Here is a 26,983-nt window from a genome sequence, read left to right as displayed (position 1 = left end):
GTCATCGACCCGGCCCGCCTTCGCCGTTCGTCAGCGCCACGCCCGGACGTTCGTCCGTCCCGGGTCACGCTTGTGTCACAGAATATCTACAGCCGCGAATTGTTTTCCGGCCCGCGACACGCCCGGCGCACAAGCGGTTTGGAATGGGTACGGAGTACCGCAGAATTTCTGCCGGAGATTGTCTCGACCACCCTGGACCAGACCAGCTGAATCCCCCTCAGGACCCCTACATTTCCTTCACTTCTCCTGGTTCCACGGCCCTGCCCAGGAGATCCCGCGCCGCCCTGATCCGATCGGCCGGCTCCGGCGGATCGACCCTTCGAACTCACAGCCGAGCAGCATGATGTGAATCATCAGAACGTCCAGGTTCACGGCCCCGGTTCAGCCGGAAGGTGACGACGCGGCCGGCTTCGGGGCGGGAGCCGGGGATGGGGACGGGGATGGAGCCGGCGGAGGCGTCGGCTCGTCGGGGAACGGCGGGTTCGGCCCGGGCGGTACCGGCGCAGCGGGAGGCTCCGGCGTCGGGATCACCAGCAGCATGCCCACCGCGAGCGCCGCCGGGCTCGGCCCGATCAGCTCCCGGTTCGCCTCGTACAGCGCCTGCGGGCCGCCCCGGATCCCGCGCCTGCGGGCGATCGACACCAGCGTTTCCCCGGCCCGTACGGCGTGCATCCGCCCCTCCAGCCCGTACCGCTTCGAGCACACCGGCCACGCGTTCCAGCCCTGCGTGCCGATGACGTCCTCGGCGACCCGGATCTGCTGTTCGCGGCTCGCCAGGTCGGCCCGCTTCGCGAACGCCGACCCGCCGTACTCCTCCCACGTCGGCTGCCAGAACTGCAGCCCGCCGTAGAAGCCGTTGCCGGTGTTGACCGCCCACCGACCGCCGCTCTCGCAGTCGGCCACGCAGTCCCAGGGCCACTCCCCGCCCGGCCCGCAGTCCCCCGGCCCGTCCCCGATCACGCCCGGCGAGCCCGGGTGCGCCGCCCCGGCCGGCCCGGGCGCGGGTGGCGGAGGCGCCGCGGCCCGTGCACCGCAGGGGAGCGCGAGCACCAGCACGGCAGCGGCTGCGGAGGCGGCACCGGCGGCCCGGAGGATCCGGAGGTTGGGCATCGGGTCACGCTACGCATCCGCCCACAGCGCCCTCCGGCCCGCCACGCGGCAGGTCACCGCACCCCACCCGGTCGGCCGACCCGCCACAATGAGCCAAGCGGCCATACCCGGCCACCAACTGCACACAACCAGAAAACAGTTGGCACGAAAACAAAGCACCGGTCGGACGGTTCACTCTTTCGGGGGCCCGGTTCGAATCCGTTCCCTCCAATGGCGTGACCCCGGCCGCCGCTCCCCCGTTGAGCCCGGCGAGCCGGGAGCCCCCCGGCCCCGCACCTATGCCGAGGAGTCACCCCGTGCCGCGCATGCTCGACGTCAGTGATGAGGTACGTGCCGAGATCGGTGACGAAGAAGCCGACAGGCTGCTCGTCGGCGACGACGCGCCGCGCAGTTACGACTGCACCTCCTGCCGCACCCCCGGCGACCCCGAGAACGACCGCACCAGCACGGTGCTGTTCGTCGGAGAGGAGACCGCCGTCCTCGCCTTCGCCCACGCCGCCTGCATCCCCTCGCAGGTCGTCACCGTCTCCGAGGAGCAGCTCCAGGGCGCCGTCCGCAGCATCACCGGTGACGGCCCGGCCCCCGCCGTGCCCGCCGCCGTCGGGAACGCCCCGCAGAACGTGCCCGGCGGTCAGGCCGTCCTCGGCATCACCAGCGGCCTGATCCTGATCGGCGGCGAGCTGCACCCCGCGCTGGTCGTCGAGCCGACCGCGCCGATCGCCCGGCCCGGCAGCGACGGCCCCGGCGACGACTTCCTGCCGCTCCTCATCGAGCAGGGCTTCATCCCGGTGACCGACACGGCCGAGCTCCCCACCCTCCTGGGCGGCTGGTCGGTCCTGCTCGCCGCCGGCCAGCTGCACGCAGTACTGCAGCCGGGCACCGAGGGCGGCGGCCAGGTCGCCTGGTGGCAGGCGCACCAGGCGCTGTCGGTCACCGACGGCTGGCGGGCCGCCGTCAACAAGACCCAGCGCGTGCTCATCTACGCCGCCCCGGTCGGCTCCATCGGCCAGCAGCCCCGTGAGGACCTGCTGCGCGACGCGCTGGACAAGGCCGCCGCCGCGGGCAAGCTCGTGGCCGCCGCGATGCCGCTGGCGGGTGCGCCCGGCGCCTGATCCCCGGTCGGCACCGGAACGGCCGCCCAGCCCCCGCCGAGGGGGCCGGCCGGCGTGCGCCGGGGGTGTGCGGTCCGTCCCGCACACCCCCGGCGATCTGTGTTTTCTGCCCCGTCACCCCGCATCCGCAGAGCGCCGTTTTCGTTGGCTGGTACGTGCATTCATACGACTCCTCCCGCGCCCCGTCCTATTCGAGCACCGTCCCCGCGATCCTTCCCGCACGGAACCGGGACAGCTCTCCGGCCGTCTCGCACACCCCGATCTACGACACGCTGTACTCGGAGTACCTGCGCGCCTTCCGGGCGCTGCCGGGCGACCGTACGGGCGAGGAGGACCTCGGGTTCACGGCCTTCTCCTACGGGGGCGCGTACACCGTCGGCAGCACCTACCGGAGCGGCGGCTGGAGCGGTTCCGGGTGGCAGCGGGTGGACGACTGGCAGCCCTCGTACACCCCACAGCCGCAGCAACAGCCGCAGCCGGCGTACTCGTACGCCGGCAGTCCCGGACACACCGGCGGGCGGCAGCACCAGACCGGGATGACGCACATCCCGGCGGCCCTGCCGCCCGCTCCGCGCCGGGGCCACTGACCCCTGGAGGTCTCCCGCCCGGCTACTTCTTCTTCTTGTGCTGGGCGCCGCGCTTCTCGCGCACCCGCACCGAGATGTGGATCGGGGTGCCCTCGAAGCCGAACTCCTCGCGCAGCCGGCGCTCGACGAAGCGCCGGTAGCCGTGCTCCAGGAAGCCGGAGGCGAAGAGGACGAACCGCGGCGGCTTGCTGCCCGCCTGGGTACCGAACAGGATGCGGGGCTGCTTGCCGCCGCGGATCGGGTGCGGGTGCGCGGCGACGACCTCGCCGAGGAAGGCGTTCAGCCGACCGGTGGGGACGCGCGTCTCCCAGCCCGCGAGGGCGGTCTCGATCGCCGGGACCAGCTTCTCCATGTGACGGCCGGTGAGCGCCGAGACGTTCACCCGGGGCGCCCAGGCGACCTGCTGCATCTCGGTCTCGATCTCGCGCTCGAGGTAGTAGCGGCGCTCCTCGTCGAGCTCGTCCCACTTGTTGTACGCGATCACGATCGCGCGGCCCGCCTCGACGGCCATGGTGATGATGCGCTGGTCCTGGACGCTGATGGTCTCGGTGGTGTCGATGAGGATCACCGCGACCTCCGCCTTCTCGACGGCGGCGGCCGTGCGCAGGGAGGCGTAGTAGTCGGCGCCCTGCTGGAGGTGGACCTTCTTGCGGATGCCGGCCGTGTCGACGAACTTCCAGGTGACGCCGCCGAGTTCGATCAGCTCGTCGACCGGGTCGCGGGTGGTGCCGGCCAGCTCGTTGACGACGACGCGGTCTTCCTTGGCCACCTTGTTGAGCAGCGAGGACTTGCCGACGTTCGGGCGGCCGATCAGCGCGATGCGGCGCGGGCCGCCGGGGGCGGCGCCGCCGAAGGTCTGCGCGGGCGCCTCCGGCAGGGCCTCCAGGACGGCGTCGAGCATGTCGCCGGTCCCGCGGCCGTGCAGCGAGGAGACCGGGTGCGGCATGCCGAGGCCGAGCGACCACAGGGAGGCCGCGTCGGACTCGCCGCTCTGGCCGTCGACCTTGTTGGCGCACAGGACGACGGGCTTCTTCGCCCTGCGCAGCAGGCGTACGACGGCCTCGTCGGTGTCGGTGGCGCCGACCTTGGCGTCGACGACGAAGACGACCGCGTCGGCGGCCTCGATCGCGTACTCGGCCTGGGCCGCGACGGAGGCGTCGATGCCGAGGACGTCCTGCTCCCAGCCGCCGGTGTCGACGACCTTGAAGCGGCGGCCGGCCCACTCGGCCTCGTAGGTGACGCGGTCGCGGGTGACGCCGGGCTTGTCCTCGACGACTGCCTCACGGCGGCCGATGATCCGGTTCACCAGGGTCGACTTGCCGACGTTCGGGCGGCCGACGACGGCGAGGACGGGCAGCGGTCCGTGGCCCGCCGCCTCGATCGCGCCTTCGACGTCCTCGAGGTCGAAGCCCTCTTCCGCGGCGAGCTCCATGAACTCCGCGTACTCGGCATCGCCAAGTGCTCCGTGGTCGTGCTGGTCGTTCATGAAGTCCGTTCCTCGTCGTTCGTGGTGATCGGTGGTGCCCGCGCAGCGCGGTTCCACTACTAGGTCAAGTCTCGCTCAGCGCCCGGTGAGGCGCTTGGCATCGGCCAGGTGGGCGGTCAGCCGGTTCTGGATGCGTACGGTGGCCTCGTCCAGCGCGGTACGGGTCCGGCGGCCACTGCCGTCCCCCGCGTCGAAGGCCGAGCCGAAGACGACGTCGACCCGGCTCTTGAAGGCCGGCAGCCCCGGGATCAGCTTGCCGCGGTTCTCGGTGCTGCCGAGGACGGCGACGGGCACGACGGGTGCGCCGCTGCGGACCGCGAAGTACGCGAGGCCCGCGCGCAGCGAGGCGAAGTCTCCCTCGCCCCGGCTTCCCTCGGGAAATATCCCCAGGGCCCCTCCATTGTCGAGTACGCCGAGGGCGCGGCCTATCGCCGTGCGGTCGGTGCCGCCGCGGTCGACCTTGACCTGCCCGATCCCTTCGAGGAAGGGGCCGAGCGGGCCCACGTACGCCTCCTTCTTGATCAGGAAGTGCAGCGGACGCGGGGCGGTGCCCATGACCATCGGGCCGTCGATGTTGTGCGAGTGGTTCACGGCGAGGATGACGGGGCCCGAGACGGGCACCTTCCAGGCCCCCAGCACGCGCGGCTTCCACAGCCCGTACATGAGCCCGATGCCGATGCGCCTGCCGACCGCCGCACCCTTGAGGGAGGGCGCTTCGCTCACTTGCGGCCCGCCCGCTTCTCTTCCACCAGGGTCACGACACACTCGATGACCTGGTCGAGCGTGAGCTCGGTGGTGTCCACCTCGACGGCGTCGCCGGCCTTGGCCAGCGGGGAGGTCTTGCGGCCGGAGTCCGCCGCGTCGCGCTTGATCAGCGCCTCCCTGGTGGCCGCGAGGTCGGCGGCCTCCTTGCCGCGGAGCTCTCCGCTGCGCCGGGCGGCGCGGGCCTCGGCGGAGGCGGTCAGGAAGATCTTGAGGTCGGCGTCGGGCAGGACGGTGGTGCCGATGTCCCGCCCCTCGACGACGATCCCGTCGGCCGCCCGGGCCGCCTCGGCGGCGATGGAGCGCTGCAGCTCGGTGATGAGGGTGCGTACCTCGGGGACGGCGCTGACGGCGCTGACCTTGGAGGTGACCTCCTGGGTCCGGATGGGACCGGCGGCGTCGAGGCCGTCCACGGTGATGGTGGGCGCGCCCGGATCGGTGCCGGAGACGATCGACGGCTTCCCCGCGGCGACCGCGATCGCGTGCGGGTCGTCGGTGTCGACGCCGTTGGTGATCATCCACCAGGTGATGGCCCGGTACTGGGCACCGGTGTCCAGGTAGCGCAGCCCGAGCTTGGCGGCCACGGCCTTGGAGGTGCTGGACTTGCCCGTGCCGGAGGGACCGTCGATGGCGACGATCACGGCGGACGGAGCTGCGGTTTCCACGGTGCGGGCACCTTCCTGGTTGCGCGTACGTGTCCGGGCGCGGCAAAGCGCCCCTCCCCAAGGTTACCGGCCCCCGGCCACCCCCGGCCCCGCCCTTGTTCTCCCGGCGAATCCAGCCCGGCACATCAGGCCCCCCGGCGCTTGAGGCGCGGGGGTCCGGGGCGGAGTCCCGCTCTCTCCAGCCCCGCCGGCGCTTGAAGCGCGGGGGTCCGGGGGCAGCGCCCCCGGCAGCCGGCCCGCACAGCTACTGCTGCCGCAGCGCCCAGCCCCGCTCCCGCAGCTCGGCGGTCAGCCCCGCCACCGCCCGCGGCTCCACCATCAGCTGCACGAGCCCCGCCTGCTGCCCCGTCGCATGTTCGATCCGCACGTCCTCGATGTTGACCCCGGCCCGCCCCGCATCGGCGAAGATCCGCGCCAGCTCCCCCGGCTGGTCACTGATGAGCACGGCCACCGTCTCGTAGACCATCGGCGCCGCGCCGTGCTTGCCCGGCACCCGCACCCGCCCCGCGTTCCCGCGGCGCAGCACGTCCTCGATGCCCGCCGCGCCGCCGCGCCTCTTCTCCACATCGGCCGACTGGAGGCCTCGCAGCGCCTCCACGGTCTCCTCCAGATCGGCCGCGATCCCGGCGAGGACGTCGGCGACCGGCCCCGGGTTGGCCGACAGGATCTCCACCCACATCCGCGGATCGGAGGCCGCGATCCGGGTCACGTCCCGGATGCCCTGCCCGCACAGCCGCACCGCCGTCTCGTCCGCTTCCTCCAGCCGGGCCGCGACCATGCTGGAGACCAGCTGCGGGGTGTGCGAGACCAGCGCCACCGCCCGGTCGTGCGCGTCGGCGTCCATCACGACCGGTACGGCCCGGCACAGGGCCACCAGCTCCAGCGCGAGGTTCAGCACCTCGTGGTCCGTGTCGCGGGTCGGGGTCAGCACCCACGGGCGGCCCTCGAAGAGGTCCGCCGTGGCGGCGAGCGGCCCCGACTGCTCCTTGCCGGCCATCGGGTGGGTCCCGATGTACGCGGTGACGTCCACGCCGAGCGCCTCCAGCTCGCGCCGCGGCCCGCCCTTGACGCTGGCCACGTCCACGTACGCGCGCGCCACCCCGCGCCCGATCAGGTCGGCCAGGGTCGCGGCCACGTGGGCGGGCGGTACGGCGACGATCGCGAGGTCGACCTGGTCCTGCGGGGCCTCGTCGGTGCCGGCCCCGAGGGCGGCCGCCGTCCGGGCCTGGGCCGGGTCGTGGTCGGCGAGGTGCACGGTGATCCCGCGGGCGGACAGGGCGAGCGCCGCGGAGGTGCCGATCAGTCCGGTTCCGATGACGACGGCGGTTCTCACGGGGCGCTCCAGGGGTGCGTACGGCATGGCGACGGGACTGCCCGGCCAGGGTAGCCAGAGCGGACCGCACGAGGGCCCGGCGGTCCGTCCGGTGGGACGGCGGCCGGACCCTCGTGAGCCGCGACGGCGGCGGTCGGATGTTCCGCGCCCTGATGACGTCCTCCGTCGAACCGAAGGTCACTGCCCCGCTCGGGCCGCGCGGACAGCGCCGTACCCGGCTTCGGGACACGGATCCATGTCACCCGGACCGGATGGTGCCGCCACCCGGCGCACACCTGCGGGGCCGCTGCGGTAGAACGATCGGCATGACCTTCCATATCGTCCCGCTCGCCGACTGGACCGCGACCCCCGACCTCGCGTACGCCCCGCCCTCGCTGCTCTCCGAGGGTTTCGTGCACTGTTCGGCGGACCGCCCGACGGCGCTGGAGATCGCCGACGCGCACTACCGCGCGGTGCCCGGCACCCTGCTCGCGGTGGAGATCGACGAAGGGGCGCTGACCGCGGAGGTCCGTCGGGAGGGTGAATCGGGCGGCCGCTATCCGCATGTTCACGGCCCGTTGAACCGGGACGCCGTGATCCACGTGTGGGAGGTCGTACGCACACCCGGCAGCCCCGCCTCACTGGTCCCATGGCAGCCGGGCTCATGAAACGGCGCGGCGGACCTTCACCCGAGGCCCGCCGCAGGCCAGGATGCTGCACGCCCCCATCCGGCCACGAAGCGAGGAGAGACTCATGAGCGACCCCACGCGCACCGCCCGGCGCACGGTACTGGCAGCAGGCGCGGCCGCCCTGGCCGGCGGCGCGCTGACCGCCTGCGGCAGTGACGGCGAGAAGACCACCCCGGGCGAGGCGAGTGGCGCGGCCACCTCGCCCGCCTCGCCCTCCGCCACCGCGAACACCGGCGCGGGGGGCGGCACGGCCATCACCAAGACGGCCGACGTGCCCAAGGGCGGTGGCACGGTCCTCAAGGCGGAGAAGCTCGTGGTGACCCAGCCCACGGCCGGGTCCTTCCGCTGCTTCACCGCCGTCTGCCCCCACCAGGGCTGCCTGGTGAACAAGGTGGAGAACGGGACCATCGACTGCCCGTGCCACGGCAGCAAGTTCGCGATCGCGGACGGCGCCGTGACCAAGGGTCCGGCCACCAAGGGGCTGGCAGAGAAGCAGATCACGGTCGCCTCGGACGGGAGTATCTCGCTCGCGTAGCGGCAGGTCACGTGCCTACGCTCCCCTGATGGACGATCTGACGCTGGTACGCGACCACACGGTCTACCGGTGTGTGATGGGCTCCCGGGCGTTCGGGCTGGCGACGGAGGCGAGCGACACCGACCGGCGCGGTGTCTACCTCGCCCCGACGCCGCTGTTCTGGCGGTTCGAGAAGCCCCCCACGCACGTGGAGGGGCCGCGGGACGAGGAGTTCTCCTGGGAGCTGGAGCGCTTCTGCGAACTCGCCCTGCGGGCCAACCCGAACATCCTGGAGTGCCTCCACTCCCCGCTGGTGGATCTCATCACCCCGGTCGGCGAGGAGCTGCTCTCCCTGCGCGAAGCCTTCCTCTCCCGCCGGGCCCACACCAGCTTCAGCCGGTACGCGGCCTCCCAGCGCGGCAGACTCCTCGCCGACGTCCGCGTCCACGGTGCCCCGCGCTGGAAGCACGCCATGCACCTGCTGCGCCTGCTGCTGTCCTGCCGCGACCTCCTGCGCACCGGCCGTCTGTCCGTCGACGCCGGCCCGCACCGGGACCGCCTCCTGGCGGTTCGCCGCGGGGAACTCACCTGGGACGAGGTCGACGCCTGGATGGCCCGCCTGCAGGAGGAGACCGAGTCGGCTCTCGCGACCACACCGCTGCCCGCGGAGCCGGACCACGCCAGGGTGCAGGACTTCCTCGTCCGCACCCGCCGCGCGTCAGCCGTGTAGCGTCCGCCGCCTGACGACGAACTCGTCGAGCGCGTCGTACGCCGACCCGTGCTCCGGCAGCGCGGAGCCGGACTGCGCGGCGTCGAGCACCGCGTGCAGCGTCTCGAAGTCAGCCCGTACGCCGTCGAGGGCCGGGCCCTCGTAGCCTCCGTGTTCGGCGGCCACCTTGGCCTCGATCAGGGCCCCCAGGTACGCGGGCGCCTGCGGCACCTCGTCCAGCAGGGTCGGCAGGTGCGCCTGCACCCGGCCCGACCGCATCAGGTGGATGCCGGTGAGCAGCGCCCGGAACGCGTAGAGCAGCGGCTTGAGTTCGGCGGCCTTCTCGAAGAGCCGCCACTGGGTGTTGGCGAACCCCCGGTAGTGGTGGGCGTGGTGGGAGGTCAGGACGCCGGGGGCCAGCGCGATCAGTTCCTCGTGCGCCGGAGTCGTGTGGACCACGAGCGGGGAGAGCAGCTGCTCCAGGACGTAGCCGTTGCGGTTGAGCATCAGCCGGACGAACTTGCGCAGGTCGTGCGTGACGAGGTCCATCTCCACGTCGTCCCGGTCCCACATGCGGGTGCGGGTCTCCTCCGGTTCGCGCAGGCCGAGGAGGGCCTGCGCCGGGAGGAGGTGGGCGCCCCGCAGGTCGATGTCCGAGTCCCGGGACGGGAATCCGTACAGGTGGGCGCCCGAGACCGTGGCGAAGAGCAGCGGATCGGGCTGCTCCGCCACGACGGGGGTCAGGTCGATGCTCAGTGCATCCAGCATGGATCAAGCATCCCAGAGGGCGCCGAAGGCCAGCAGTTCGTCCCGGTACTCGATGCGGCCCTCCCACTCGCGGGGCCAGACGTCCGCGCCGAGGTGGGCTCCGGCGAAGGCGCCGGCGAGGCAGGCGAGGGAGTCCGAGTCGCCCCTCGTGCAGGCCGCGCGGCGCAGAGCCAGCAGCGGCTCGTCGGGGAAAAGCAGGAAGCACTGCAGGGCGGTGGCGAGGGCCTCCTCGGCGATCCAGCCGTCGCCCGTGGTCAGGCAGGGGTCGGTCTCCGGGGAGGGGGACCGCAGGGCGGCCGCCAGGCGGTCCAGGATTTCCAGGCACTCGTCCCAGCCCCGCGCGATGAAGGATTCCGGCGAGGCGTCGGAGGCGGTCCGCATCCACAGGTCCCCGAGCCAGCGCTCGTGGTAGCGGGTCCGGTTCTCCAGGGCGTACGAGCGCAGCCGCCCGACCAGGCCGGTCACCTCGGTGCCCGCGGCCAGCAGGTGCACTGCGCGCGCCGTCAGGTCGGAGGCCGCGAGCGCCGTCGGGTGGCCGTGGGTGAGGGCCGACTGGAGCTGGGCCGCGCCCGCCCGTTCCTCCTCCGTCCAGCCCGGCACCAGTCCGACCGGGACCACCCGCATGTTCGCCCCGCAGCCCTTGGAGCCGATCTGGCTGGCGTCGCGCCAGTCCCGGTCCGGCGTGTTCAGCAGCGAGCAGGCCCGCAGGCAGGTGTTGCCCGGGGCTCGGTTGTTCTCCGGCGAGTGGTACCAGTCGACGAACTCCTCCCGGACCGGTCGGGCGAGGCGCGTCGGTCCCACCGGGCCCCCGTCCGTCGCGGTCCGGATGCCGCGGGCCAGGGCGAGGGTCATCTGGGTGTCGTCCGTGACGATCGCCGGGCTGGGCAGGCGCATCTCGCGCCACGGGCCGGTCTTGGCCAGGATCGAGGGCACGTCGTTGAACTCGGTCGGGAAGCCGAGGGCGTCGCCCAGGGCCAGGCCGATCAGGGCTCCCGTCGCGGCTCGCTTCGTCGTCGAGGTCATCGGGGTGGTCCTTCCGGTCGGAGCAGAGGGGGATGGAGGGTGGTGGCGGGGCCGGGCCGGTAGAGGGCGGCCGGTTTGCCGCGGCCGCCGGTCAGCCGGGCCGCGCCGGGTACGGCCTCGACGAAGCCGGGCGTCGCCAGGACCTTGCGGCGGAAGTTGGGCCGGTCGAGGACCGCGTCCCAGACGGTCTCGTAGACGGCCTGGAGCTCCCCGAGGGTGAACTCGGGCGGGCAGAAGGCGGTGGCCAGGCAGGTGTACTCGAGCTTGGAGCAGATCCGCTCGCGCGCGTCGTCGAGGATCAGCCCGTGGTCGAAGGCCAGGCCCGCCGCCTCCGCCACCGGCACCCAGCGGGCCTGGGCCGCGTCACCGCCGCCCTCGGCCGCCGGCTCCGGCATGTCCGGGACCAGGGCGGTGAAGGCCACCGAGACCACCCGCATCCGGGGGTCGCGGCCCGGTTCGCTGTAGGTGCGCAGCTGCTCCAGGTGGAGCGCCGCCACGACCCGCTCCGACAGGCCGGTCTCCTCGGCCAGTTCACGGCGGGCGGCCGCCTCGGCGGATTCCCGGGGCAGGACGAAGCCGCCGGGGAGCGCCCAGGCCCCCGCGTACGGCTCCTGCCCGCGCCGGATGAGCAGGACGTGCAGCCGGCCGCCCCGTACGGTGAACACCGCGAGGTCGACGGTCACCGCGAACGGCGCGAAGGCGTACGGGTCGTAGCCCGCCGGCAGCGCCCCGCTCATCGGGTCTCCGGGAGCGGCTCGGCGAAGTACCAGCCCTCGGCGAGGAGTTCGTCCACGGCCCGGGCCGCCGTTTCCAGCCGCTCCTCTGGGTTGCCCCGGACGAGGAGGAAGCGCCTCCCGGTGGCTTCGAGCTCCTCGCAGAACCGCCCGGTCATCCAGGGCCGCAGGTGCGGGCCGTCCCGCAGCCCGTCGTCCTCGAAGGGCACGTCCGCGTGGTCCGTGAGCAGGTACAGGTCCCGACGGGTCAGGGCGGCGGTCCTCTCGACCTCTTCACTGCGGCCGCCCGTGTACCGCTCGTGCCAGATGCCGGTCGCGAAGGAGTCGGTGTCGCAGAACAGCACCGGCGAGCCCGTCCGGGCCGCCCGCTCCTCCTCCGCGTCCTGGCGCCGCGCGATGACGGGGAATTCCGCCGGGGCGAAGGAGATGTCCGCCCAGGTGGCCGCCGGGTCCGCCGCGCGGGCGGCCGCCAGCTTCTCCTCGCTGTACCGGCGCCCGTACTCGGCGACCCAGCCCGTGCGGGCCCAGACCCCGCCGCGCCGCCGGTAGTGGGCGGCGAGTGCCCGCGAGAGCGTGGTGGTCCCGGTGGACTCGGCCCCGAGGACGACGACCCGCCGCGTCAGGGCGGCGCGTACGGCCGGTCCCAGGAAGTCCCAGCAGCCGGCGGGGTCCGCCCGTACGGCCGTCCCGGACACCGGGAACAGGGTCCGGGCGGGGTCCACGCAGACCTCCTCGGCGCCGAACCGCCGGGCGAGTTCGGTTCCGTACTCCTCCGAGGTGAAGACGGCGTCCACCGGCCCGTCGACCGCGGCCCGGAAGATCGCCATGTGCGCCTCCCAGACGGCCGGGTCGTGCAGGTCGACGGGGACGTCGTCGACCGCGCCGACGACGTCCGCTTCCGGGTGCGCCTCGCGCATCCACGCGACCCGGTCGGCGAGCGGGACCGATTCCACCGAGGCAGCACAGACCAGTACGGTCAGCCGCTCGCACCGGTCCTGGGCGGTGCGCACCAGGTGGTGGTGGCCGGCGTGCGGCGGGTAGAACTTGCCCAGCACCAGGCCGTGGCCGAAGCGCCTCATGCCCGCACCTCCCGCTCCGTACGGCTGCCCTCCGCGGGGAGCGTCCGCCGCCAGCCGGCCAGGCCGGCCACGCACAGGGCGAGGAAGCCGACGTAGAGGGCGGAGGTCAGGTAGAGGCCCTTGTGCGCGTAGAGCGGGATGTAGACGAGGTCGGCGGCGATCCACAGCCACCAGGACTCGACGAGCTTGCGGCACTGTCCATAGGTGGCCGCGAGGGAGAGCCCGGTCGTCAGGGCGTCCCAGAAGGGGACGGTGGAGTCGGTGGCCCTGGCGAGCAGCAGGGTGAGGACGAGCACCCCCACCGCCCCCGCTGCGGCCAGCCAGGCCCATTCGGTGCGCGTGGTGCGGCGCACGGGCAGGGCCTCGGTGGTTCCTGGTCCACCCCCGTGGGTCCAGGACCACCAGCCGTACGCGGCTAGGGCGATGAAGACGATCTGGAGCCCGGCGTCGGCGTAGAGGCCGGCCTGGGTGAAGAGCACGATGAAGAAGACGTTGTTGGCGATGCCGATCGGCCAGTTGGCGATGTGCTGCCGGGCGACGAGCCAGACGCACAGGGCACCAGTGGCGAATCCGAGTACCTCGGTCCAGCTCATGACAACCCCCTTTAATAGTCAGGTTGACTATAAACAGGGAGGCGGTGGCAGGGCAAGGGAAAAGCCCGCAGCGCCGTGGGGCACTGCGGGCTTCTCTCAGCCGGGAAGGGGCGGGCGGTCCTACAGACCGACCTCGCGCATCAGCATGCCGACCTCGGTGTTGGTGAGGCGGCGCAGCCATCCGGACTTCTGGTCGCCCAGCTCGATCGGCCCGAACGAGGTCCGTACGAGCTTCTCGACCGGGAAGCCGGCCTCCGCCATCATGCGGCGGACGATGTGCTTGCGGCCCTCGTGGAGGGTGACCTCGACCAGGTAGTTCTTGCCGACCTGGTCGACGACGCGGAAGTGGTCGGCGCGGGCGTAGCCGTCCTCCAGCTCGATGCCGTCCTTGAGCCGCTTGCCGATCTCACGCGGCAGCGGGCCGGTGATGGCCGCCACGTAGGTCTTCTTCACGCCGTACTTCGGGTGCGTGAGGCGGTGGGCGAGCTCACCGTGGTTGGTGAGCAGGATGATGCCCTCGGTCTCGGTGTCGAGCCGGCCGACGTGGAAGAGACGCGTCTCACGGTTGGTGACGTAGTCGCCCAGGCACTGGCGGCCGTCCGGGTCCTCCATGGTGGAGACGACGCCGGCGGGCTTGTTCAGCGCGAAGAACAGGTACGACTGGGTGGCGACGGTCAGGCCGTCCACCTTGATCTCGTCCTTCGGCAGGACGCGCTTGCCCTGCTCCAGCACGATCTCGCCGTTGACCTCGACACGGGCCTGCTCGATGAGCTCCTCGCAGGCGCGGCGCGAACCCATGCCGGCGCGGGCGAGCACCTTCTGCAGACGCTCACCCTCCTCCTCGGCACCCGGGAAGGTCTTGGGGGTCTTGATCACGGGCTTGTCGGCGTACCGGTCGCGCACGCGCTCCTCGATGCGCGCGTCCAGCTCGCGCGGACGGGACTGGCCGCTGCGGCTGCCCGGACCGCGGCGCGGGCCGCCGGCCCCGCCGATGCCGGGGGTCTTGGAGGTCTTGGGGCCACCCTTGGCCCCACCGCGCGCGGCGGCGCCACGGGCACCCGAGCCGCCCCGGTTGCCGTCGGCCGCGCCGCGGGCACCGCCACCGCCGGCCTTGGCACCGCCGCGGCCGTTGCGCTCACCCTCGGGGCCCACGTCGTAGCGGCGCTCCTCGGGGCGCGGGTTGCGGATACGGGGGGCCTGCTCGCGGTCGCGCGAGTCGGAGCCGCCACCCTGGTAGCCACCACCGGAGCCGCCACCCTGGTAGCCGCCGCCCTGGTAGCCGCCACCGGAGCCGCCGCTGCGGTAGCCGCCGCCGGAGCCGGAGCCGCCACCACTGCGGTAGCCGCCGCCGGAGCCGCCTCCGCGGGCGCCACCACCGCTGGAGCCGCCTCCGCGGGCGCCACCACCGCTGGAGCTGCCGCCACCGGAGCCGCCGCGGTAGCCACCGCCGCCGCCGGAGCCGCCGCCACGGGCGCCACCACGCCCGCCGCCGCCACCGCCGCCGCCGCTGTTCCTGTTGCCACCGTTGCCGTTGCCGCTGCTTCGCATCAAAGTTCCGTCGTCTTGTCGTCTTCATCGGTGTCCGGTGCGTCCGGATCGAACGACGGCACACCTTCTTGCGTCTCGGCTTCGATCGCGTCCGCCTCGGGGAGGAAGGGCGCGAGCTCCGGGAGCTCGTCCAGGCCGCGCAGGCCCATCCGCTCCAGAAAGTAGTTCGTCGTCCTGTATAGGATCGCACCTGTTTCGGGTTCCGTCCCCGCCTCCTCCACCAGACCGCGCTGGAGGAGGGTCCGCATGACCCCGTCGCAGTTGACTCCGCGGACCGCCGAGACCCGCGATCGGCTCACCGGCTGGCGGTACGCGACCACCGCCAGCGTCTCCAGGGCCGCCTGCGTGAGCCGGGCCTGCTGGCCGTCGAGTACGAAGCCCTCGACCGCCGGTGCGTACTGCGCGCGCGTGTAGAACCGCCACCCGCCGGCGACGAGCCGCAGCTCGAAACCCCTGCGCGCGGCCGTGTACTCGTCGGCGAGCTCGCGCAGCGCGTCCGCGACCTCGCGCGGGGTGCGCTCCAGCACCTTGGCGAGGTGCGCCTCGGTCGCCGGCTCGTCCACGACCATGAGCACGGCCTCCAGGGCCGGCTTCAGCTCCAGCGCGGCCACCGGGCTCACATCGTCGCTCAATTCTTCGCCTCCACGATCTGGTCGAACTCGTCGGTCACGGTCGGCATCCCGTCGCCGTCCCCGCCGCTCCAGCGCACGGTGAGCGTCTTCAGCGCCTCCTCCTGGTCGAGGACGACCGCCTTCTCCCGGTACAGCTCCAGGAGGGCCAGGAAGCGCGCCACGACGGTGAGGGTGTCCCCGGCGTCCTCGGTGAGCTCCTGGAAGGTGGCCTCCCCGCGGGCCTTCAGCATCCGCACCACGAGCCCGGCCTGCTCGCGCACGCTGACGAGGGGTGCGTGGATGTGGTCCACGTACACCTGGGGCTTCGCCTTCGGCTGCATGGCCTTCACCGCGAGGCGGGCGAACCCCTCCGGCCCGATGCTGATGACGACCTCGGGCAGCAGATCGGCGTGGTGCGGCTCCAGGCCCACCGTCCGGGGGTAGCGCCTGCCCTCGGCCTCCGCGCGCCCCTCGAAGATCTCGGCGATCTGTTTGTACGCGCGGTACTGCAGCAGGCGCGCGAAGAGCAGGTCCCGGGCCTCCAGCAGGGCGAGGTCCCCCTCGTCCTCGACCTCGGCCGCCGGCAGCAGCCGGGCGGCCTTGAGGTCGAGCAGGGTGGCCGCGACGACGAGGAACTCGGTGGTCTGGTCGAGGTCCCAGTCGGGCCCCATGGCCCGGATGTGGGCCATGAACTCGTCGGTGACCCGGGACAGCGCGACCTCGGTGACGTCGAGCTTGTGCCGCGAGATCAGCTGGAGCAGCAGGTCGAAGGGCCCCTCGAAGTTGGCGAGCCGCAGGGTGAACCGTCCGTCGCCCACGGCGGGGGCGCCTGCGGCGAGCTCAGCGGTGTCGGCGGCCTCGCGAGCCTCGGGAGGGTGCGGACGGCCGTCCCGGCGCTCAGCGGGCCCCTCAGGGGGCCCGGAGGGCTGCCGGGGCTCCGTTCCGCCCTCCACCGGCGCGTGCCGCACCGCGGGCGCCTCAGCGCCTTCGGGAGCCTGTTCCCCGTCCGCCGCGTCGGGTGCAGCGGGCCCGCGCCCCAGCAGTCGCCGGGGCGGTCGGCCTGATTCGGCGGGGAGGGGCATCGCGGTCCAGGTGGCACGGAGGGTCGGCGTGGGGGCCGGGTGCGATGACGCGGCCACGAGCAGCCTAGGGGGTGTCTTGCCCATCGGGCCGTACCCGCCGGTCGCGACAGGACGGGTGGGTGCCCGGGCGCTTCCCGTCGGGGCGCCGAACGCGCTGCCGGCCGGCCCTTCGACCTCCGGGTCCGTGCGGCGTCCGAGGAGACACCCCGGCGACCGCTCCCGGCGCTGCCGACCCGCTCACGGCCCCGGCGGTATGTGCGGCGGCCCGCAGTCGGAGCACGGGTATCTGCGGCACCCCGCAGCCGGAGTACGGATCCCTCGGCGGCATGGAACACGGCCGGGGACCCGGGAGCCCGCCGCAGGCGGGTCAGCGGCCGCGAAGCCGCCGTACGAGGATGCTCGCGTCACCGCGGGACTCGAGGTCGGCGAGGACGACCGCCACCGCCTCCCGGACGATACGGCCCCGGTCGACCGCGAGCCCGTGCTCCCCGCGCAGCACCAGCCGCGCGTGTTCCAGGTCCATGAGCTCCTCGGCGGAGACGTAGACCGTGATCTTCTCGTCGTGCCGCTCGCGGCCGCTGGGCCGCCGGTTCGCTCCCCGGCCCTGCCCCTTGCCCCGGCGGGTCGGGCCGGACGGGCCGGATCCCACGCCGCCGGCCGGGCCGGCCGGGCTGACAGAACCTTCCTGCGGTCGCCGCGGCTGCCCCACGACGGGCCCGCCGGCCTCGCCACCGGCCCCGGCCTCCCGGCTGCGGCCCTCCCCCGCCGTGCCCTCGGCCGACGAGGCCGAGTGTTCCGCGGCGGGTGTCTCCTCGACCCCGCGCCGCGGCGAGGACGACTGGAGCGCCATCCCCCCGGTCGTACGGAACAGTTCGTCGGCTCCGGGCAGACTCACTCGGCGTGACACCGGGCGAGCACCTCCCTGGCCAGCTGGCGGTAGGCGGCGGCGCCGACGGAGTTGGAGGCGTACGTCGTGATCGGCTCACCGGCGACCGTGGTCTCCGGGAAGCGCACCGTGCGGCCGATGACCGTGTGGTACACGTGGTCGTCGAAGGCCTCGACGACGCGCGCCAGCACCTCACGGCTGTGCACCGTACGGGAGTCGTACATCGTGGCGAGGATGCCGTCGAGCTCCAGCTCGGGGTTGAGCCGCTCCTGCACCTTCTCGATGGTCTCGGTCAGCAGCGCCACGCCGCGCAGTGCGAAGAACTCGCACTCCAGCGGGACGATGACCTTGTGAGCCGCCGTCAGGGCGTTCACGGTCAGCAGACCGAGCGAGGGCTGACAGTCGATCACGATGTAGTCGTAGTCGGCCATCAGGGGCTTCAGGGCCCGCTGCAGGGTGGATTCGCGCGCGACCTCGCTGACCAACTGCACTTCCGCAGCGGACAGGTCGATGTTGCTCGGCAGCAGGTCCATGTTGGGGACCGCCGTCTTGAGCAGCACCTCGTCGGCCGACATGCCCCGCTCCATGAGCAGGTTGTAGACCGTCAGGTCGAGCTCCATCGGATTCACGCCGAGACCCACGGACAGCGCGCCCTGGGGGTCGAAGTCGACGAGCAGCACGCGGCGCCCGTACTCGGCGAGCGCGGCACCCAGGTTGATGGTCGACGTGGTCTTGCCCACGCCGCCCTTCTGGTTGCACATCGCGATGATCTTCGCCGGACCGTGGTCGGTCAGCGGACCCGGGATCGGGAAGTACGGGAGCGGGCGTCCGGTCGGGCCGATCCGCTCACGGCGCTGACGGGCAGCGTCGGGGGCGAGGGTGGCCGCGTACTCGGGGTCCGGTTCGTACTCCGCGTCGGGGTCGTAGAAGTGCCCCTCGGGCACATTGTCGTAGTCGGCGAAACCAGTGGGCTTTTCGCCGCTCCGGTCGCCGGCCCTGGAGTTCACGTCTAGGCCGTCCATGCTCTTTTGGGGCGTCGTCATGTGCTGGTGGTTTGCGAAGGTGCGTACTGCGACGGAGCCGACGGCTTCGAGCCCGGTAGGGCCTTGGCCCCGCTCAGGCATCCCTGCTCGACCACCCCCAGGAGCAAATGTCGACTCATTCACAAGTCGTCTTACCTCCTCGGACGTGACCAGGACACTTATCGATAGGTCAGCGTGGCACCATGCCGACGGTTGGCGACTCTATGGCGTGTCACCACTCAGCGGCAACACAATCCGCCGGACCCGGCACGATGTGTCGGCAACCGAACACCACTCTGTCAAGGGCGTGCGAGCTGTCGCTGCGAAGTTTCGCGGGTGTGCGAAAGGGTTAAAGGGTTACGTTCGAGGCGAGTTGAGCGGGGTGCCGGGGCATGCCTCAAACGCATCCGGCCGGACCTCGGGGGGCAAGGTCCGGCCGCATACGTGAGATTGACGTCAGTCGTTGACGTGTCAGCCGAGCAGCGTGCTCAGCTCGAGGGTCCGCAGACCGTGGGCCTCGGCGACCGGACCGTAAACGACCTGGCCGTCATGGGTGTTGAGGCCCAGCGCGAGCGCGGGGTCACGACGCAGCGCCTCGACCCAGCCGAGGTTCGCGAGCTGCACGATGTAGGGCAGCGTGGCGTTCGTCAGGGCGTAGGTGGAGGTGTTCGGCACCGCGCCCGGCATGTTGGCGACGCAGTAGAAGACCGAGTTATGGACCTGGAAGGTCGGCTCGGCGTGCGTGGTCGGACGGGAGTCCTCGAAGCAGCCGCCCTGGTCGATCGCAATGTCGACAAGGACACTTCCGGGCTTCATCTTGGCGACGAGCTCGTTGGTGACCAGCTTCGGGGCCTTCGCACCCGGGATCAGCACGGCGCCGATGACGAGGTCGGCCTCGACGACGGCCTTCTCCAGCTCGAAGGCGTTGGAGACGATCGTCTTGATCTTCGTGCCGAAGATCTTGTCGGCCTCGCGGAGCTTGTTGATGTCGCGGTCGAGCAGGGTCACGTGGAAGCCCATGCCGATGGCGATCTGCGCGGCGTTCCAGCCGGAGACGCCGCCGCCGATGACGACGCACTCGCCGGCGTGGGTGCCGGGGACACCACCCGGGAGGACGCCGCGGCCGCCGGCCGAGCGCATCAGGTGGTAGGCGCCGACCTGCGGGGCCAGGCGGCCCGCGACCTCGGACATCGGGGCGAGCAGCGGAAGCGCGCGGTTGGCGAGCTCGACCGTCTCGTACGCGATGGCGGTGGTCCCGGACTCCAGCAGGGCGTCCGTGCACTCGCGGGAGGCCGCCAGGTGCAGGTAGGTGAAGAGGGTCTGGTCCTTGCGGAGGCGGTGGTACTCCTCCGCGATCGGCTCCTTGACCTTCAGCAGCAGGTCGGCGGTGGCCCAGACCTCATCGGCGGTGCCGAGGATCTCGGCGCCGGCCGAGACGTACTCGGCGTCCGTGATCGAAGAGCCGACACCGGCGTTCTGCTCGACGAAGACCTGGTGGCCGTTACGGACCAGCTCATGCACGCCGGCGGGCGTGATGGCGACCCGGAACTCGTTGTTCTTGACCTCGCGGGGGATGCCGACCTTCATCGTCGATCACGGTCCTTGGCTCAGGGGATTTTAGGGGGCACTTCCATACATACCCGCCCACAAGAACGCGCAACGGGATGCACCACAGGATGACGTGGTGAAGCCAGTCTAATGAAGGATGAGTCGCTGTCTAGCCTTGCAAACGAATAATCTCAGTCGGAAGTACTGCGGATTTCGCAGGCAGCGGGGTCATCTCCCAGCAATCTGTCGGCTGCGGAGCGGTGCAGCCTCGCGGCGGCGGGGTCCCCCAGCCGGTCCAGCGTGTCGGCCAGCCTGACCTGCAGCGCGGCTTGAAGTCGCTGGTCGCCGGCCTTGCGCGCAAGCTCCACCGCCTCGCGGCAGGTGTGCAGCGATTCCTCCGGCCGTCCGGCGTACTCCTGGACCCGCGCCATCTCGCTCAACGCCTTTGCCTGACCCGGGACATCGGCCAGCTTCCGGTAGCCCGCGGCGGCGGCCCGCCAGCTGCGCAGCGCGTCCCCGTACCGGCCCGCGTACGTGTGCACGTTCCCGAGCCGCCCGTACAGCCGGGCCTCGTCCGCGCGCTCCCCCCGCGCGAGCGCCTGGGAGAGCGCCCGGCCGAACCAGTCGGAGGCCCGGTGCCAGTCGGCCAGCTCCTGGTACGCGCCGCCTACGGATTCCATCGCGCGGCCGGTCGCGTACGGGTCGTTCGCCGCCCTTCCGGCGTCCAGCGCGGCCCGGTAGCGCTCCAGGGCCTCCTGGGTCCGGCCGGTCTCGGCGTCCAGGTCGGCCAGGTTCAGCAGGGCGGCGGCCTGCTCCCGGTGCAGGTCGCGCCGCTCGGCCACGTCCAGGACCAGGCGGTGCAGCCCGTACAGCTCGGGGGCGGCCTCGGCGGTGCCACGGTGCGCGGCGAGGGCCCGTACGAGCGCCGCGACCAGCCGGCGGGCCAGGGTGTCCAGCTCCCCGTCGGCCACGGCCAGGGAGGCCGCCGCGGAGAGTGCGGGCAGCCGGGTGTCCAGCCAGGTCTCGGCGGCCCGCCGGTCGGGGAAGCGCAGCGCGCGCGGCAGCCCGTCCAGCAGCTCCTGCAGCCCGTCCTCGTCGGTCGCGGCCATGGCCCGGCAGGAGTGCAGCAGCCGTACGGTGCGCTCCAGCATGCGGGCCCGGGCCAGCTGGACCTCGGCCGGGCGCTCCTTGGACTCCAGCAGGGCCCGGAGCATCGGTACGAGGCAGCCCGGCAGCAGGTACAGGCCGTCCTGAGCATGGTGCAGGAGCCCCAGCCCGGCGAAGTCGTCCAGCGTGGACTGGGCGGCGGCCACGGAGCAGCCGGCGAGGGCCGAGGCGGTGTGCGAGTCGACGATGCCGGCGGGGGCGAGCGGCAGCAGCCGCAGGGTCCGCTGGGCGGGCTGCGGCAGGGACTCGTAGACGAGCCGGAATCCCCGGGCGAGCGGGCCGCCGGCGCCGGCCGGCAGGTCGTGCAGCTGCTTGGCCACGTCGGCGACCGACGCCTTGGGGCGGGCGGCGAGCCATCCGCCGACGAGGACGAGCGCGGCGGGCTGGCCCCCGCACTCCTCGGCGAGGGCCTCGGCGGCCCGCGGGTCGGTTGTGACGCGGGTGTCGCCGATGCGCTGCGCGAGCAGCTCCACGGCGGAGGGCGTGTCCAGGCCGCCGAGGGTGCAGGGCCGCACATCGGGGATCCCCGTGAGCGGCCCCTCGGCGGTGACCACGACGAGGCATTCGGGGGTGTCCGGCAGCAGGGCGTCCACCTGCTGCGGGTCGGCGGCGTCGTCGACCAGGATGATCGCCCGCCGCCCGTCGAGCGCGGTGCGCAGAGCAGAACTCAGCTCGTCCTCGCCGGCGCCCGGCGGGGTGGCCTGCCCCAGCCCCTCCAGCAGACCGCGGACGGCCCGCTCGGTGGCGACGGTCTCCCCGCCGGGAGAGGTGAGCCGGGTCCGGAGCACGCCGTCGGGATACTGCGGGGCGACCTCGTGCACGAACGCCTCCGCCAGGGCGGTGCGCCCGGACCCCGGCCGCCCGGCGACGAGCAGCACCCGCGCACGGGGCGCCTTGGCCTTCCGGCCGGAGAGGGTGTCGAGCCCGGTCCGCGCGATGTCCTCGCGGAGCTCCTTGAGCTCACGCCGCCGCCCGACGAAATCCGTCACGGATTCGCTCCTCTCCCTGCCTTCGGATGGCGAGCGTAGTTCACGCAGAGCGACGACCCGGGTGGAGCGCGGCGGACAAATCCCCCAATCGGATCAGCGGATGGTCCTTTTTTCACGCCCCGCTCGCCCGGCTCGGCCCCGGCGGCTGCGCTCCGCTGCGCCGGACTCCGTCCGTCGCCCTGTGGGGCCCGGCCCCGAACCCCCTCACCGGGGGCCGGCCCCCGGCGGCGGCGCCCCGTCCGGCGGCTACGCCTCGTACGGCCGGGCGGGCCACGGCGCGAGAGCCGGGCGGAGGGTGTCGAGGCCCTCGCCCGCCAGCGCGGCGGACACGGCCAGCACCCCCGTCACCAGCCCCGGATTGCCCAGCTCGCCCGCCAGGACCCCGCGGACCAGGTCGTCGAGGGGAACACGGGCGATCTCCATGTCCGCCTCCTCGTCGGAGCTCTCGAACCGCTTCCCCTCCGCCTCCGCCAGGTCCCGCGCCAAGAAGACCCGGACCGCCTCGTCGGACCCGCCCGGCGAGGAGAAGAAGTCGGCCAGCACCCGCCAGTCCCCCGCCTTGACGTGCGCCTCCTCGTACAGCTCCCGCTGAGCCGCGTGCAGCGGGTTCTCCCCCACCACGTCCAGCAGCCCCGCCGGCAGCTCCCACAGCCGGTGCCGCACCGGGTGGCGGAACTGCTTCAGGATCAGCACCCGCTGCTGCTCGTCGAGGGCGAGCACGCACACCGAACCCGGGTGCACCTGGTAGTCACGGCGGACCACCGCCGAGTCCGGCATCCGGACCTGGTCCGACCGTACGGATGTCTTCGCACCTTCGAACGGAGTGCGCGAGGCGACGACCTCCCACGACTCCGGAGTGTCCACGATGTCGTTGCCCTTGGTCATGACCCGTACCTTCCCGAGAAACGCGACAGCCGGGATACGGATCTCCGTACCCCGGCTGTCTACGTTATGCGGTCAGGCGCTCACTTCGCGGACTGCTGCCGCTCCACGGCCGCCTTGACCAGACCCGCGAAGAGCGGGTGCGGGCGCGTCGGGCGCGAACGCAGCTCCGGGTGGGCCTGGGTGGCCACCAGGTAGGGGTGCACCTCGCGCGGGTACTCGACGTACTCGACCAGCTTGTTGTCCGGGGAGGTGCCGGAGAAGACCAGACCGGCCTTCTTCTCCAGCTCGCCCCGATAGGAGTTGTTGACCTCGTAGCGGTGACGGTGGCGCTCGTCCACGTACGCCTGGTCGCCGTAGACCTCGCGCACGATGGAACCCTCGGCGAGCTTCGCCGGGTACATGCCCAGGCGCATGGTGCCGCCCAGGTCGCCCGCGCCCTCGACGAAGGCCAGCTGCTCCTCCATGGTCGAGATGACCGGGTGCGGGGTGGAGGCGTCGAACTCGGTGGAGTTCGCGTCCTCGATGCCCGCCAGGTTCCGCGCGGCCTCGATGACCACGCACTGCAGACCCAGGCACAGGCCGAGCAGCGGGATCTTGTTCTCGCGGGCGAAGGTGATCGCGCCGACCTTGCCGTTGACGCCGCGGTCGCCGAAGCCGCCGGGCACGCAGATCGCGTCCACGTCGGCCAGCTGCGCCGCCGCGCCCGCCGGGGTCTTGCAGTCGTCGGAGGCGACCCACTTGATCTGGACCCGGGCCTTGTTGGCGAACCCGCCGGCGCGCAGCGCCTCGGTCACCGACAGGTAGGCGTCGGGCAGGTCGATGTACTTGCCGACGAGCGCGACCTTGACCTCGTGGTCGGGGTTGTGGACGCGGTCGAGCAGGTCCTCCCACACCGTCCAGTCGACGTCGCGGAAGGGCAGGTCGAGCTTGCGGACGACGTACGCGTCCAGGCCCTCGGTGTGCAGCACCTTCGGGATGTCGTAGATCGACTTGGCGTCGATCGCCGCGACCACGGCGGCCTCGTCCACGTCGCACATCAGCGAGATCTTGCGCTTGATGGAGATGGGGACGTCGCGGTCGGCGCGCAGCACGATGGCGTCGGGCTGGATGCCGATGTTGCGCAGGGCCGCGACCGAGTGCTGGGTCGGCTTGGTCTTGAGCTCGCCGGAGGGGCCGATGTAGGGCAGCAGCGAGATGTGCACGACGAAGACGTTGTCGCGGCCGACCTCGTGACGGACCTGGCGGACGGTCTCCAGGAAGGGCAGCGACTCGATGTCGCCGACGGTGCCGCCGACCTCGGTGATGACGACGTCGACGTCCTCGGTCGCCATGCGGCGGATGCGGTGCTTGATCTCGTTGGTGATGTGCGGGATGACCTGCACAGTGTCACCGAGGTACTCGCCGCGCCGCTCCTTGGCGATGACCTGCGAATAGACCTGGCCGGTGGTGACGTTGGCCGAGCCGTCGAGGTCGACGTCCAGGAAGCGCTCGTAGTGGCCGATGTCCAGGTCGGTCTCGGCGCCGTCGTTGGTGACGAACACCTCGCCGTGCTGGAACGGGTTCATCGTGCCGGGGTCGACGTTCAGGTACGGGTCGAGCTTCTGCATCGTGACCCGAAGACCGCGCGCCTTCAGCAGCGCCCCCAGGCTGGAGGCCGTGAGGCCCTTGCCGAGGGAGGAAGCGACACCCCCGGTGACGAAGATGTGCTTGGTCGTCATGGATTTGGGCGGCATCGCCAAGAGGGGGCTCCCGTGGTCGCGAAGTGAGGTGCGTCCGGCGCCGGCCACCGTCGAACCGGAAGGTCTCTGGGGGCGCCGAAGCTGCGGTTTCGGGGTGCCTGATTCGCACAGGCAGACCACCGGTCCACGGGGTACCAGCCTATCAGCGCCCGGGCCGGTCCGCCTCCGGCCACGCGGCGCGGGCACCCGCCGCGAGCGCGCCGAAGTGCGCCGGGGCCGCGTACCGCCTGCTCACCCGTTCGGCCGAACGCCATTCTCCCGCGGCTTACGGAGATCACTAGGGTGCCGACATATCCTGCTCGGATATTGCACACATCACCGCCGGGCAGTCCGTCAGACGGCCTAACCGAGCCGATATACGGAATCATGGGCTCAACGCGGAGATCCCTGCACACAGGAGACCGCTCAACCGCGCAATGCAAGCGCCCTTCGGGGCGGACGTGGCCGTTCGACTGGAGATGCACGTGTCCGGGCGCATCGAGGATTACGCACTGATCGGGGACATGCAGACCGCGGCGTTGGTCTGCCGGGACGGGGCGGTGGACTGGTTGTGCCTGCCCCGCTTCGACTCCCATGCCGTGTTCGCGAGCATTCTCGGCACCGAGGATCACGGGTTCTGGCGGATCGGCCCGGCGTTCCCGGCGGGCTCCGAGGCTCCGCGTGCCACCCGCCGCCGCTACCGCGGTGAGTCGCTGGTGCTGGAGTCGGAGTGGGAGACCCCGCGCGGTACCGTCCGCGTGATCGACTTCATGCCGCCCCGCGAGGATCACGCGCCGCAGCTGATCCGCATCGTGGAGGGCGTCAGCGGGCGCGTCCCGATGCGCTCGGCCCTGCGCATGCGCTTCAGCTACGGGCGGGTCGTGCCCTGGGTGCACAAGGTCGACGGGCGGACCGTCGCCGTCGCCGGTCCCGACTCGGTCTGGCTGGACACCGACGCGCAGACCTACGGCAAGGACCTGACGACGTACTCCGACTTCACCGTCGGACCCGGCGACCGCAGGGCCTTCAGCATCAGCTGGCAGCCCTCGCACAAGGGCGCGCCGCAGGCCCCGGACGCCGAGGCGGCCCTGGAGTCGACCGCCGAGTTCTGGCGCGAGTGGGTCGACCAGTGCACCTACCACGGGCCCTACCGGGAGGCCGTGGTGCGCTCCCTGATCACGCTCAAGGCGCTCACGTACGGCCCCACGGGCGGGATCGTCGCCGCGCCGACCACCTCCCTCCCGGAGGAGATCGGCGGGGTACGCAACTGGGACTACCGCTACACCTGGTTGCGGGACGCGGCCATCACCCTCTCCTCGCTGCTGCGCACCGGCTACCGCGAGGAGGCCCGCGCATGGCGCGAGTGGCTGCTGCGCGCGGTGGCCGGCGACCCGGAGAACCTCCAGATCATGTACGGGATCGCGGGCGAGCGGGAACTCGGCGAGACCGAGCTGGACTGGCTGCCGGGCTACGAGGGTTCCCGCCCCGTCCGCGTCGGCAACGGCGCCGCGGGCCAGCTCCAGCTCGACGTGTACGGCGAGGTCACCGAGGCCCTGCACCTGGGCCACATGACCGGCCTCGCCCGCAGCGACTACGCCTCGCTGCTCCAGCTCAAGCTGATCCGCTACCTGGAGACCCATTGGGACCAGCCGGACGAGGGCATCTGGGAGGTGCGCGGCCCGCGCCGCCACTTCGTGCACTCGAAGGTGATGGCCTGGGTGGCCGTGGACCGCACGATCAAGCTGATCGAGAGCGGGGACGCGGACGGCCCGCTGGAGCGGTGGCGCGAACTGCGCGACGAGATCCACCAGGACGTGTGCGAGAAGGGCTACGACAAGGAGCGCAACACCTTCACCCAGTCGTACGGGTCGAGGGAGCTGGACGCCTCCCTGCTGCTGATCCCGCAGATGGGCTTCCTCCCGCCGGACGACAAGCGGGTCATCGGCACCATCGAGGCGATCCAGCGCGAGCTGTCCACGCCCGACGGTTTCATCCTGCGCTACCCGACGGCGGGCCAGGAGGCCGGCGTGGACGGCCTGGAGGGCGACGAGGGGGCCTTCCTCGCCTGTTCGTTCTGGATGGCCGACGACCTGGCGATGATCGGCCGGGTGGACGAGGCGCGGCGGCTCTTCGAGCGGCTGCTGTCGCTGCGCAACGACCTGGGACTCCTGGCGGAGGAGTGGGACCCCCGGCTCCAGCGGCAGGTCGGGAACTTCCCTCAGGCCTTCAGCCACGTTCCGCTGATCGACACGGCGCTGCGGCTGACGGCCAGTGGGGCGTACGGCGGTTAGACGCTCCGTCCGGATCGCCGGGGCCGGCCGCCTGCGCACGCGCGGCCGGCCCGCCGCGCCCCGGTGATCCCCTCCGCCTACGCTGGAAGGGTC

26 protein-coding genes are annotated in these 26,983 nt (G+C 72.3%); 7 read left to right on the top strand and 19 right to left on the bottom strand.

Features of this window, described 5'->3' with window-relative positions; all coding sequences use genetic code 11:
- Positions 1 to 210 (top strand): hypothetical protein (locus ACWGIF_RS25535; RefSeq protein ID WP_453500827.1); only part of this gene is annotated, 210 nt, incomplete at its 5' end.
- Positions 211 to 381: 171 nt separating this feature from the next.
- Here ACWGIF_RS25535 and ACWGIF_RS25530 read toward each other — a convergent pair.
- The gene (locus ACWGIF_RS25530) at positions 382 to 1,110 is read right to left on the bottom strand and encodes a LysM peptidoglycan-binding domain-containing protein (protein WP_453500826.1); all 729 of its coding nucleotides are present in this window, start codon (positions 1,108 to 1,110) and stop codon (positions 382 to 384) included.
- Between the two features lie 296 nt (positions 1,111 to 1,406).
- Here ACWGIF_RS25530 and ACWGIF_RS25525 point away from each other — a divergent pair, with 296 nt between their 5' ends.
- Both ACWGIF_RS25525 and ACWGIF_RS25520 read left to right on the top strand, forming a co-directional pair.
- Positions 1,407 to 2,222, top strand: a complete 816-nt coding sequence (locus ACWGIF_RS25525; protein WP_453500825.1) for a hypothetical protein — start codon at positions 1,407 to 1,409, stop codon at positions 2,220 to 2,222.
- 155 nt (positions 2,223 to 2,377) lie between these two features.
- Positions 2,378 to 2,809, top strand: coding sequence for a hypothetical protein (locus ACWGIF_RS25520; protein ID WP_453500824.1), 432 nt, complete (start codon positions 2,378 to 2,380; stop codon positions 2,807 to 2,809).
- Positions 2,810 to 2,831: 22 nt separating this feature from the next.
- Here ACWGIF_RS25520 and der read toward each other — a convergent pair whose 3' ends face one another.
- The 4 genes from der to ACWGIF_RS25500 form a co-directional block, all read right to left on the bottom strand.
- Positions 2,832 to 4,295: a ribosome biogenesis GTPase Der gene (gene der / locus ACWGIF_RS25515; protein ID WP_453500823.1), complete on the bottom strand. Its 1,464-nt coding sequence runs from the start codon at positions 4,293 to 4,295 to the stop codon at positions 2,832 to 2,834.
- Positions 4,296 to 4,370: 75 nt separating this feature from the next.
- Positions 4,371 to 4,958: a lysophospholipid acyltransferase family protein gene (locus ACWGIF_RS25510; RefSeq protein WP_453500833.1), complete on the bottom strand. Its 588-nt coding sequence runs from the start codon at positions 4,956 to 4,958 to the stop codon at positions 4,371 to 4,373.
- 56 nt (positions 4,959 to 5,014) lie between these two features.
- The gene (gene cmk, locus ACWGIF_RS25505; protein WP_453500822.1) at positions 5,015 to 5,722 is read right to left on the bottom strand and encodes a (d)CMP kinase; all 708 of its coding nucleotides are present in this window, start codon (positions 5,720 to 5,722) and stop codon (positions 5,015 to 5,017) included.
- Positions 5,723 to 5,966: 244 nt separating this feature from the next.
- Positions 5,967 to 7,055 carry a prephenate dehydrogenase gene (locus ACWGIF_RS25500; protein ID WP_453500821.1) on the bottom strand — a complete coding sequence of 363 codons (1,089 nt, stop codon included), beginning with the start codon at positions 7,053 to 7,055 and terminating at the stop codon, positions 5,967 to 5,969.
- A 305-nt stretch (positions 7,056 to 7,360) separates the two neighbouring features.
- Between ACWGIF_RS25500 and ACWGIF_RS25495 the strand changes: the two genes are divergently transcribed.
- The 3 genes from ACWGIF_RS25495 to ACWGIF_RS25485 all read left to right on the top strand — a co-directional run bounded on the left by ACWGIF_RS25495 (position 7,361) and on the right by ACWGIF_RS25485 (position 8,967).
- The gene (locus tag ACWGIF_RS25495; RefSeq protein WP_453500820.1) at positions 7,361 to 7,702 is read left to right on the top strand and encodes a DUF952 domain-containing protein; all 342 of its coding nucleotides are present in this window, start codon (positions 7,361 to 7,363) and stop codon (positions 7,700 to 7,702) included.
- A gap of 85 nt (positions 7,703 to 7,787) precedes the next feature.
- The gene (locus ACWGIF_RS25490) at positions 7,788 to 8,258 is read left to right on the top strand and encodes a Rieske (2Fe-2S) protein (protein WP_453500819.1); all 471 of its coding nucleotides are present in this window, start codon (positions 7,788 to 7,790) and stop codon (positions 8,256 to 8,258) included.
- A gap of 28 nt (positions 8,259 to 8,286) precedes the next feature.
- Positions 8,287 to 8,967 carry a nucleotidyltransferase domain-containing protein gene (locus tag ACWGIF_RS25485; RefSeq protein ID WP_453500818.1) on the top strand — a complete coding sequence of 227 codons (681 nt, stop codon included), beginning with the start codon at positions 8,287 to 8,289 and terminating at the stop codon, positions 8,965 to 8,967.
- On the opposite strand, the gene ACWGIF_RS25480 is transcribed toward ACWGIF_RS25485, so the two are convergent.
- From ACWGIF_RS25480 to ACWGIF_RS25415, 14 genes are all read right to left on the bottom strand, one after another.
- Entirely contained in the window at positions 8,956 to 9,714 is a 759-nt protein-coding gene (locus ACWGIF_RS25480) for a nucleotidyltransferase domain-containing protein (RefSeq protein WP_453500817.1), read from the bottom strand. The two genes, ACWGIF_RS25485 and ACWGIF_RS25480, sit on opposite strands and share 12 nt — an antisense overlap.
- 3 nt (positions 9,715 to 9,717) lie before the next feature.
- Positions 9,718 to 10,737, bottom strand: coding sequence for an ADP-ribosylglycohydrolase family protein (locus tag ACWGIF_RS25475; protein WP_453500816.1), 1,020 nt, complete (start codon positions 10,735 to 10,737; stop codon positions 9,718 to 9,720).
- Positions 10,734 to 11,474 (bottom strand): NUDIX hydrolase, encoded by a 741-nt coding sequence (locus tag ACWGIF_RS25470; protein WP_453500815.1) that lies wholly within the window; start codon positions 11,472 to 11,474, stop codon positions 10,734 to 10,736. The genes ACWGIF_RS25475 and ACWGIF_RS25470 overlap by 4 nt, the downstream gene beginning before the upstream one ends.
- A complete protein-coding gene (locus ACWGIF_RS25465) occupies positions 11,471 to 12,550 on the bottom strand; it encodes an AAA family ATPase (RefSeq protein ID WP_453500814.1) in 1,080 nt (359 codons plus the stop codon). Before ACWGIF_RS25465 ends, ACWGIF_RS25470 begins: the two co-directional genes overlap by 4 nt.
- Complete coding sequence (gene pnuC, locus ACWGIF_RS25460; protein WP_453500813.1) at positions 12,547 to 13,143, bottom strand: nicotinamide riboside transporter PnuC; 597 nt, start codon at positions 13,141 to 13,143, stop codon at positions 12,547 to 12,549. Before pnuC ends, ACWGIF_RS25465 begins: the two co-directional genes overlap by 4 nt.
- Positions 13,144 to 13,263: 120 nt before the next feature.
- Positions 13,264 to 14,691, bottom strand: a complete 1,428-nt coding sequence (locus tag ACWGIF_RS25455; RefSeq protein WP_453500812.1) for a pseudouridine synthase — start codon at positions 14,689 to 14,691, stop codon at positions 13,264 to 13,266.
- A complete protein-coding gene (gene scpB, locus ACWGIF_RS25450; protein ID WP_453500811.1) occupies positions 14,691 to 15,323 on the bottom strand; it encodes an SMC-Scp complex subunit ScpB in 633 nt (210 codons plus the stop codon). The genes ACWGIF_RS25455 and scpB overlap by 1 nt, the downstream gene beginning before the upstream one ends.
- Positions 15,320 to 16,384: a segregation/condensation protein A gene (locus tag ACWGIF_RS25445; RefSeq protein WP_453500832.1), complete on the bottom strand. Its 1,065-nt coding sequence runs from the start codon at positions 16,382 to 16,384 to the stop codon at positions 15,320 to 15,322. The genes scpB and ACWGIF_RS25445 overlap by 4 nt, the downstream gene beginning before the upstream one ends.
- A 367-nt stretch (positions 16,385 to 16,751) precedes the next feature.
- Entirely contained in the window at positions 16,752 to 17,291 is a 540-nt protein-coding gene (locus tag ACWGIF_RS25440) for a hypothetical protein (RefSeq protein WP_453500810.1), read from the bottom strand.
- Complete coding sequence (locus tag ACWGIF_RS25435) at positions 17,276 to 18,394, bottom strand: ParA family protein (protein WP_453500809.1); 1,119 nt, start codon at positions 18,392 to 18,394, stop codon at positions 17,276 to 17,278. The genes ACWGIF_RS25440 and ACWGIF_RS25435 overlap by 16 nt, the downstream gene beginning before the upstream one ends.
- Positions 18,395 to 18,763: 369 nt before the next feature.
- Entirely contained in the window at positions 18,764 to 19,879 is a 1,116-nt protein-coding gene (gene ald / locus ACWGIF_RS25430; protein WP_453500808.1) for an alanine dehydrogenase, read from the bottom strand.
- Positions 19,880 to 20,031: 152 nt separating this feature from the next.
- A complete protein-coding gene (locus ACWGIF_RS25425) occupies positions 20,032 to 21,996 on the bottom strand; it encodes a tetratricopeptide repeat protein (RefSeq protein WP_453500807.1) in 1,965 nt (654 codons plus the stop codon).
- Positions 21,997 to 22,242: 246 nt separating this feature from the next.
- Positions 22,243 to 22,881, bottom strand: a complete 639-nt coding sequence (locus ACWGIF_RS25420; protein WP_453500806.1) for an NUDIX domain-containing protein — start codon at positions 22,879 to 22,881, stop codon at positions 22,243 to 22,245.
- Positions 22,882 to 22,961: 80 nt separating this feature from the next.
- A complete protein-coding gene (locus ACWGIF_RS25415) occupies positions 22,962 to 24,614 on the bottom strand; it encodes a CTP synthase (protein WP_453500805.1) in 1,653 nt (550 codons plus the stop codon).
- Positions 24,615 to 25,078: 464 nt separating this feature from the next.
- On the opposite strand from ACWGIF_RS25415, the gene ACWGIF_RS25410 reads away from it, so the two are divergent.
- Positions 25,079 to 26,890, top strand: coding sequence for a glycoside hydrolase family 15 protein (locus ACWGIF_RS25410; protein WP_453500831.1), 1,812 nt, complete (start codon positions 25,079 to 25,081; stop codon positions 26,888 to 26,890).
- Positions 26,891 to 26,983: the final 93 nt, after the last annotated feature.

The organism is Streptomyces sp. NPDC054849 (genome assembly GCF_053610945.1).
The sequence above is the reverse complement of the archived record's forward strand: the minus strand, read 5'-3'. Positions and strand labels throughout refer to the sequence as shown.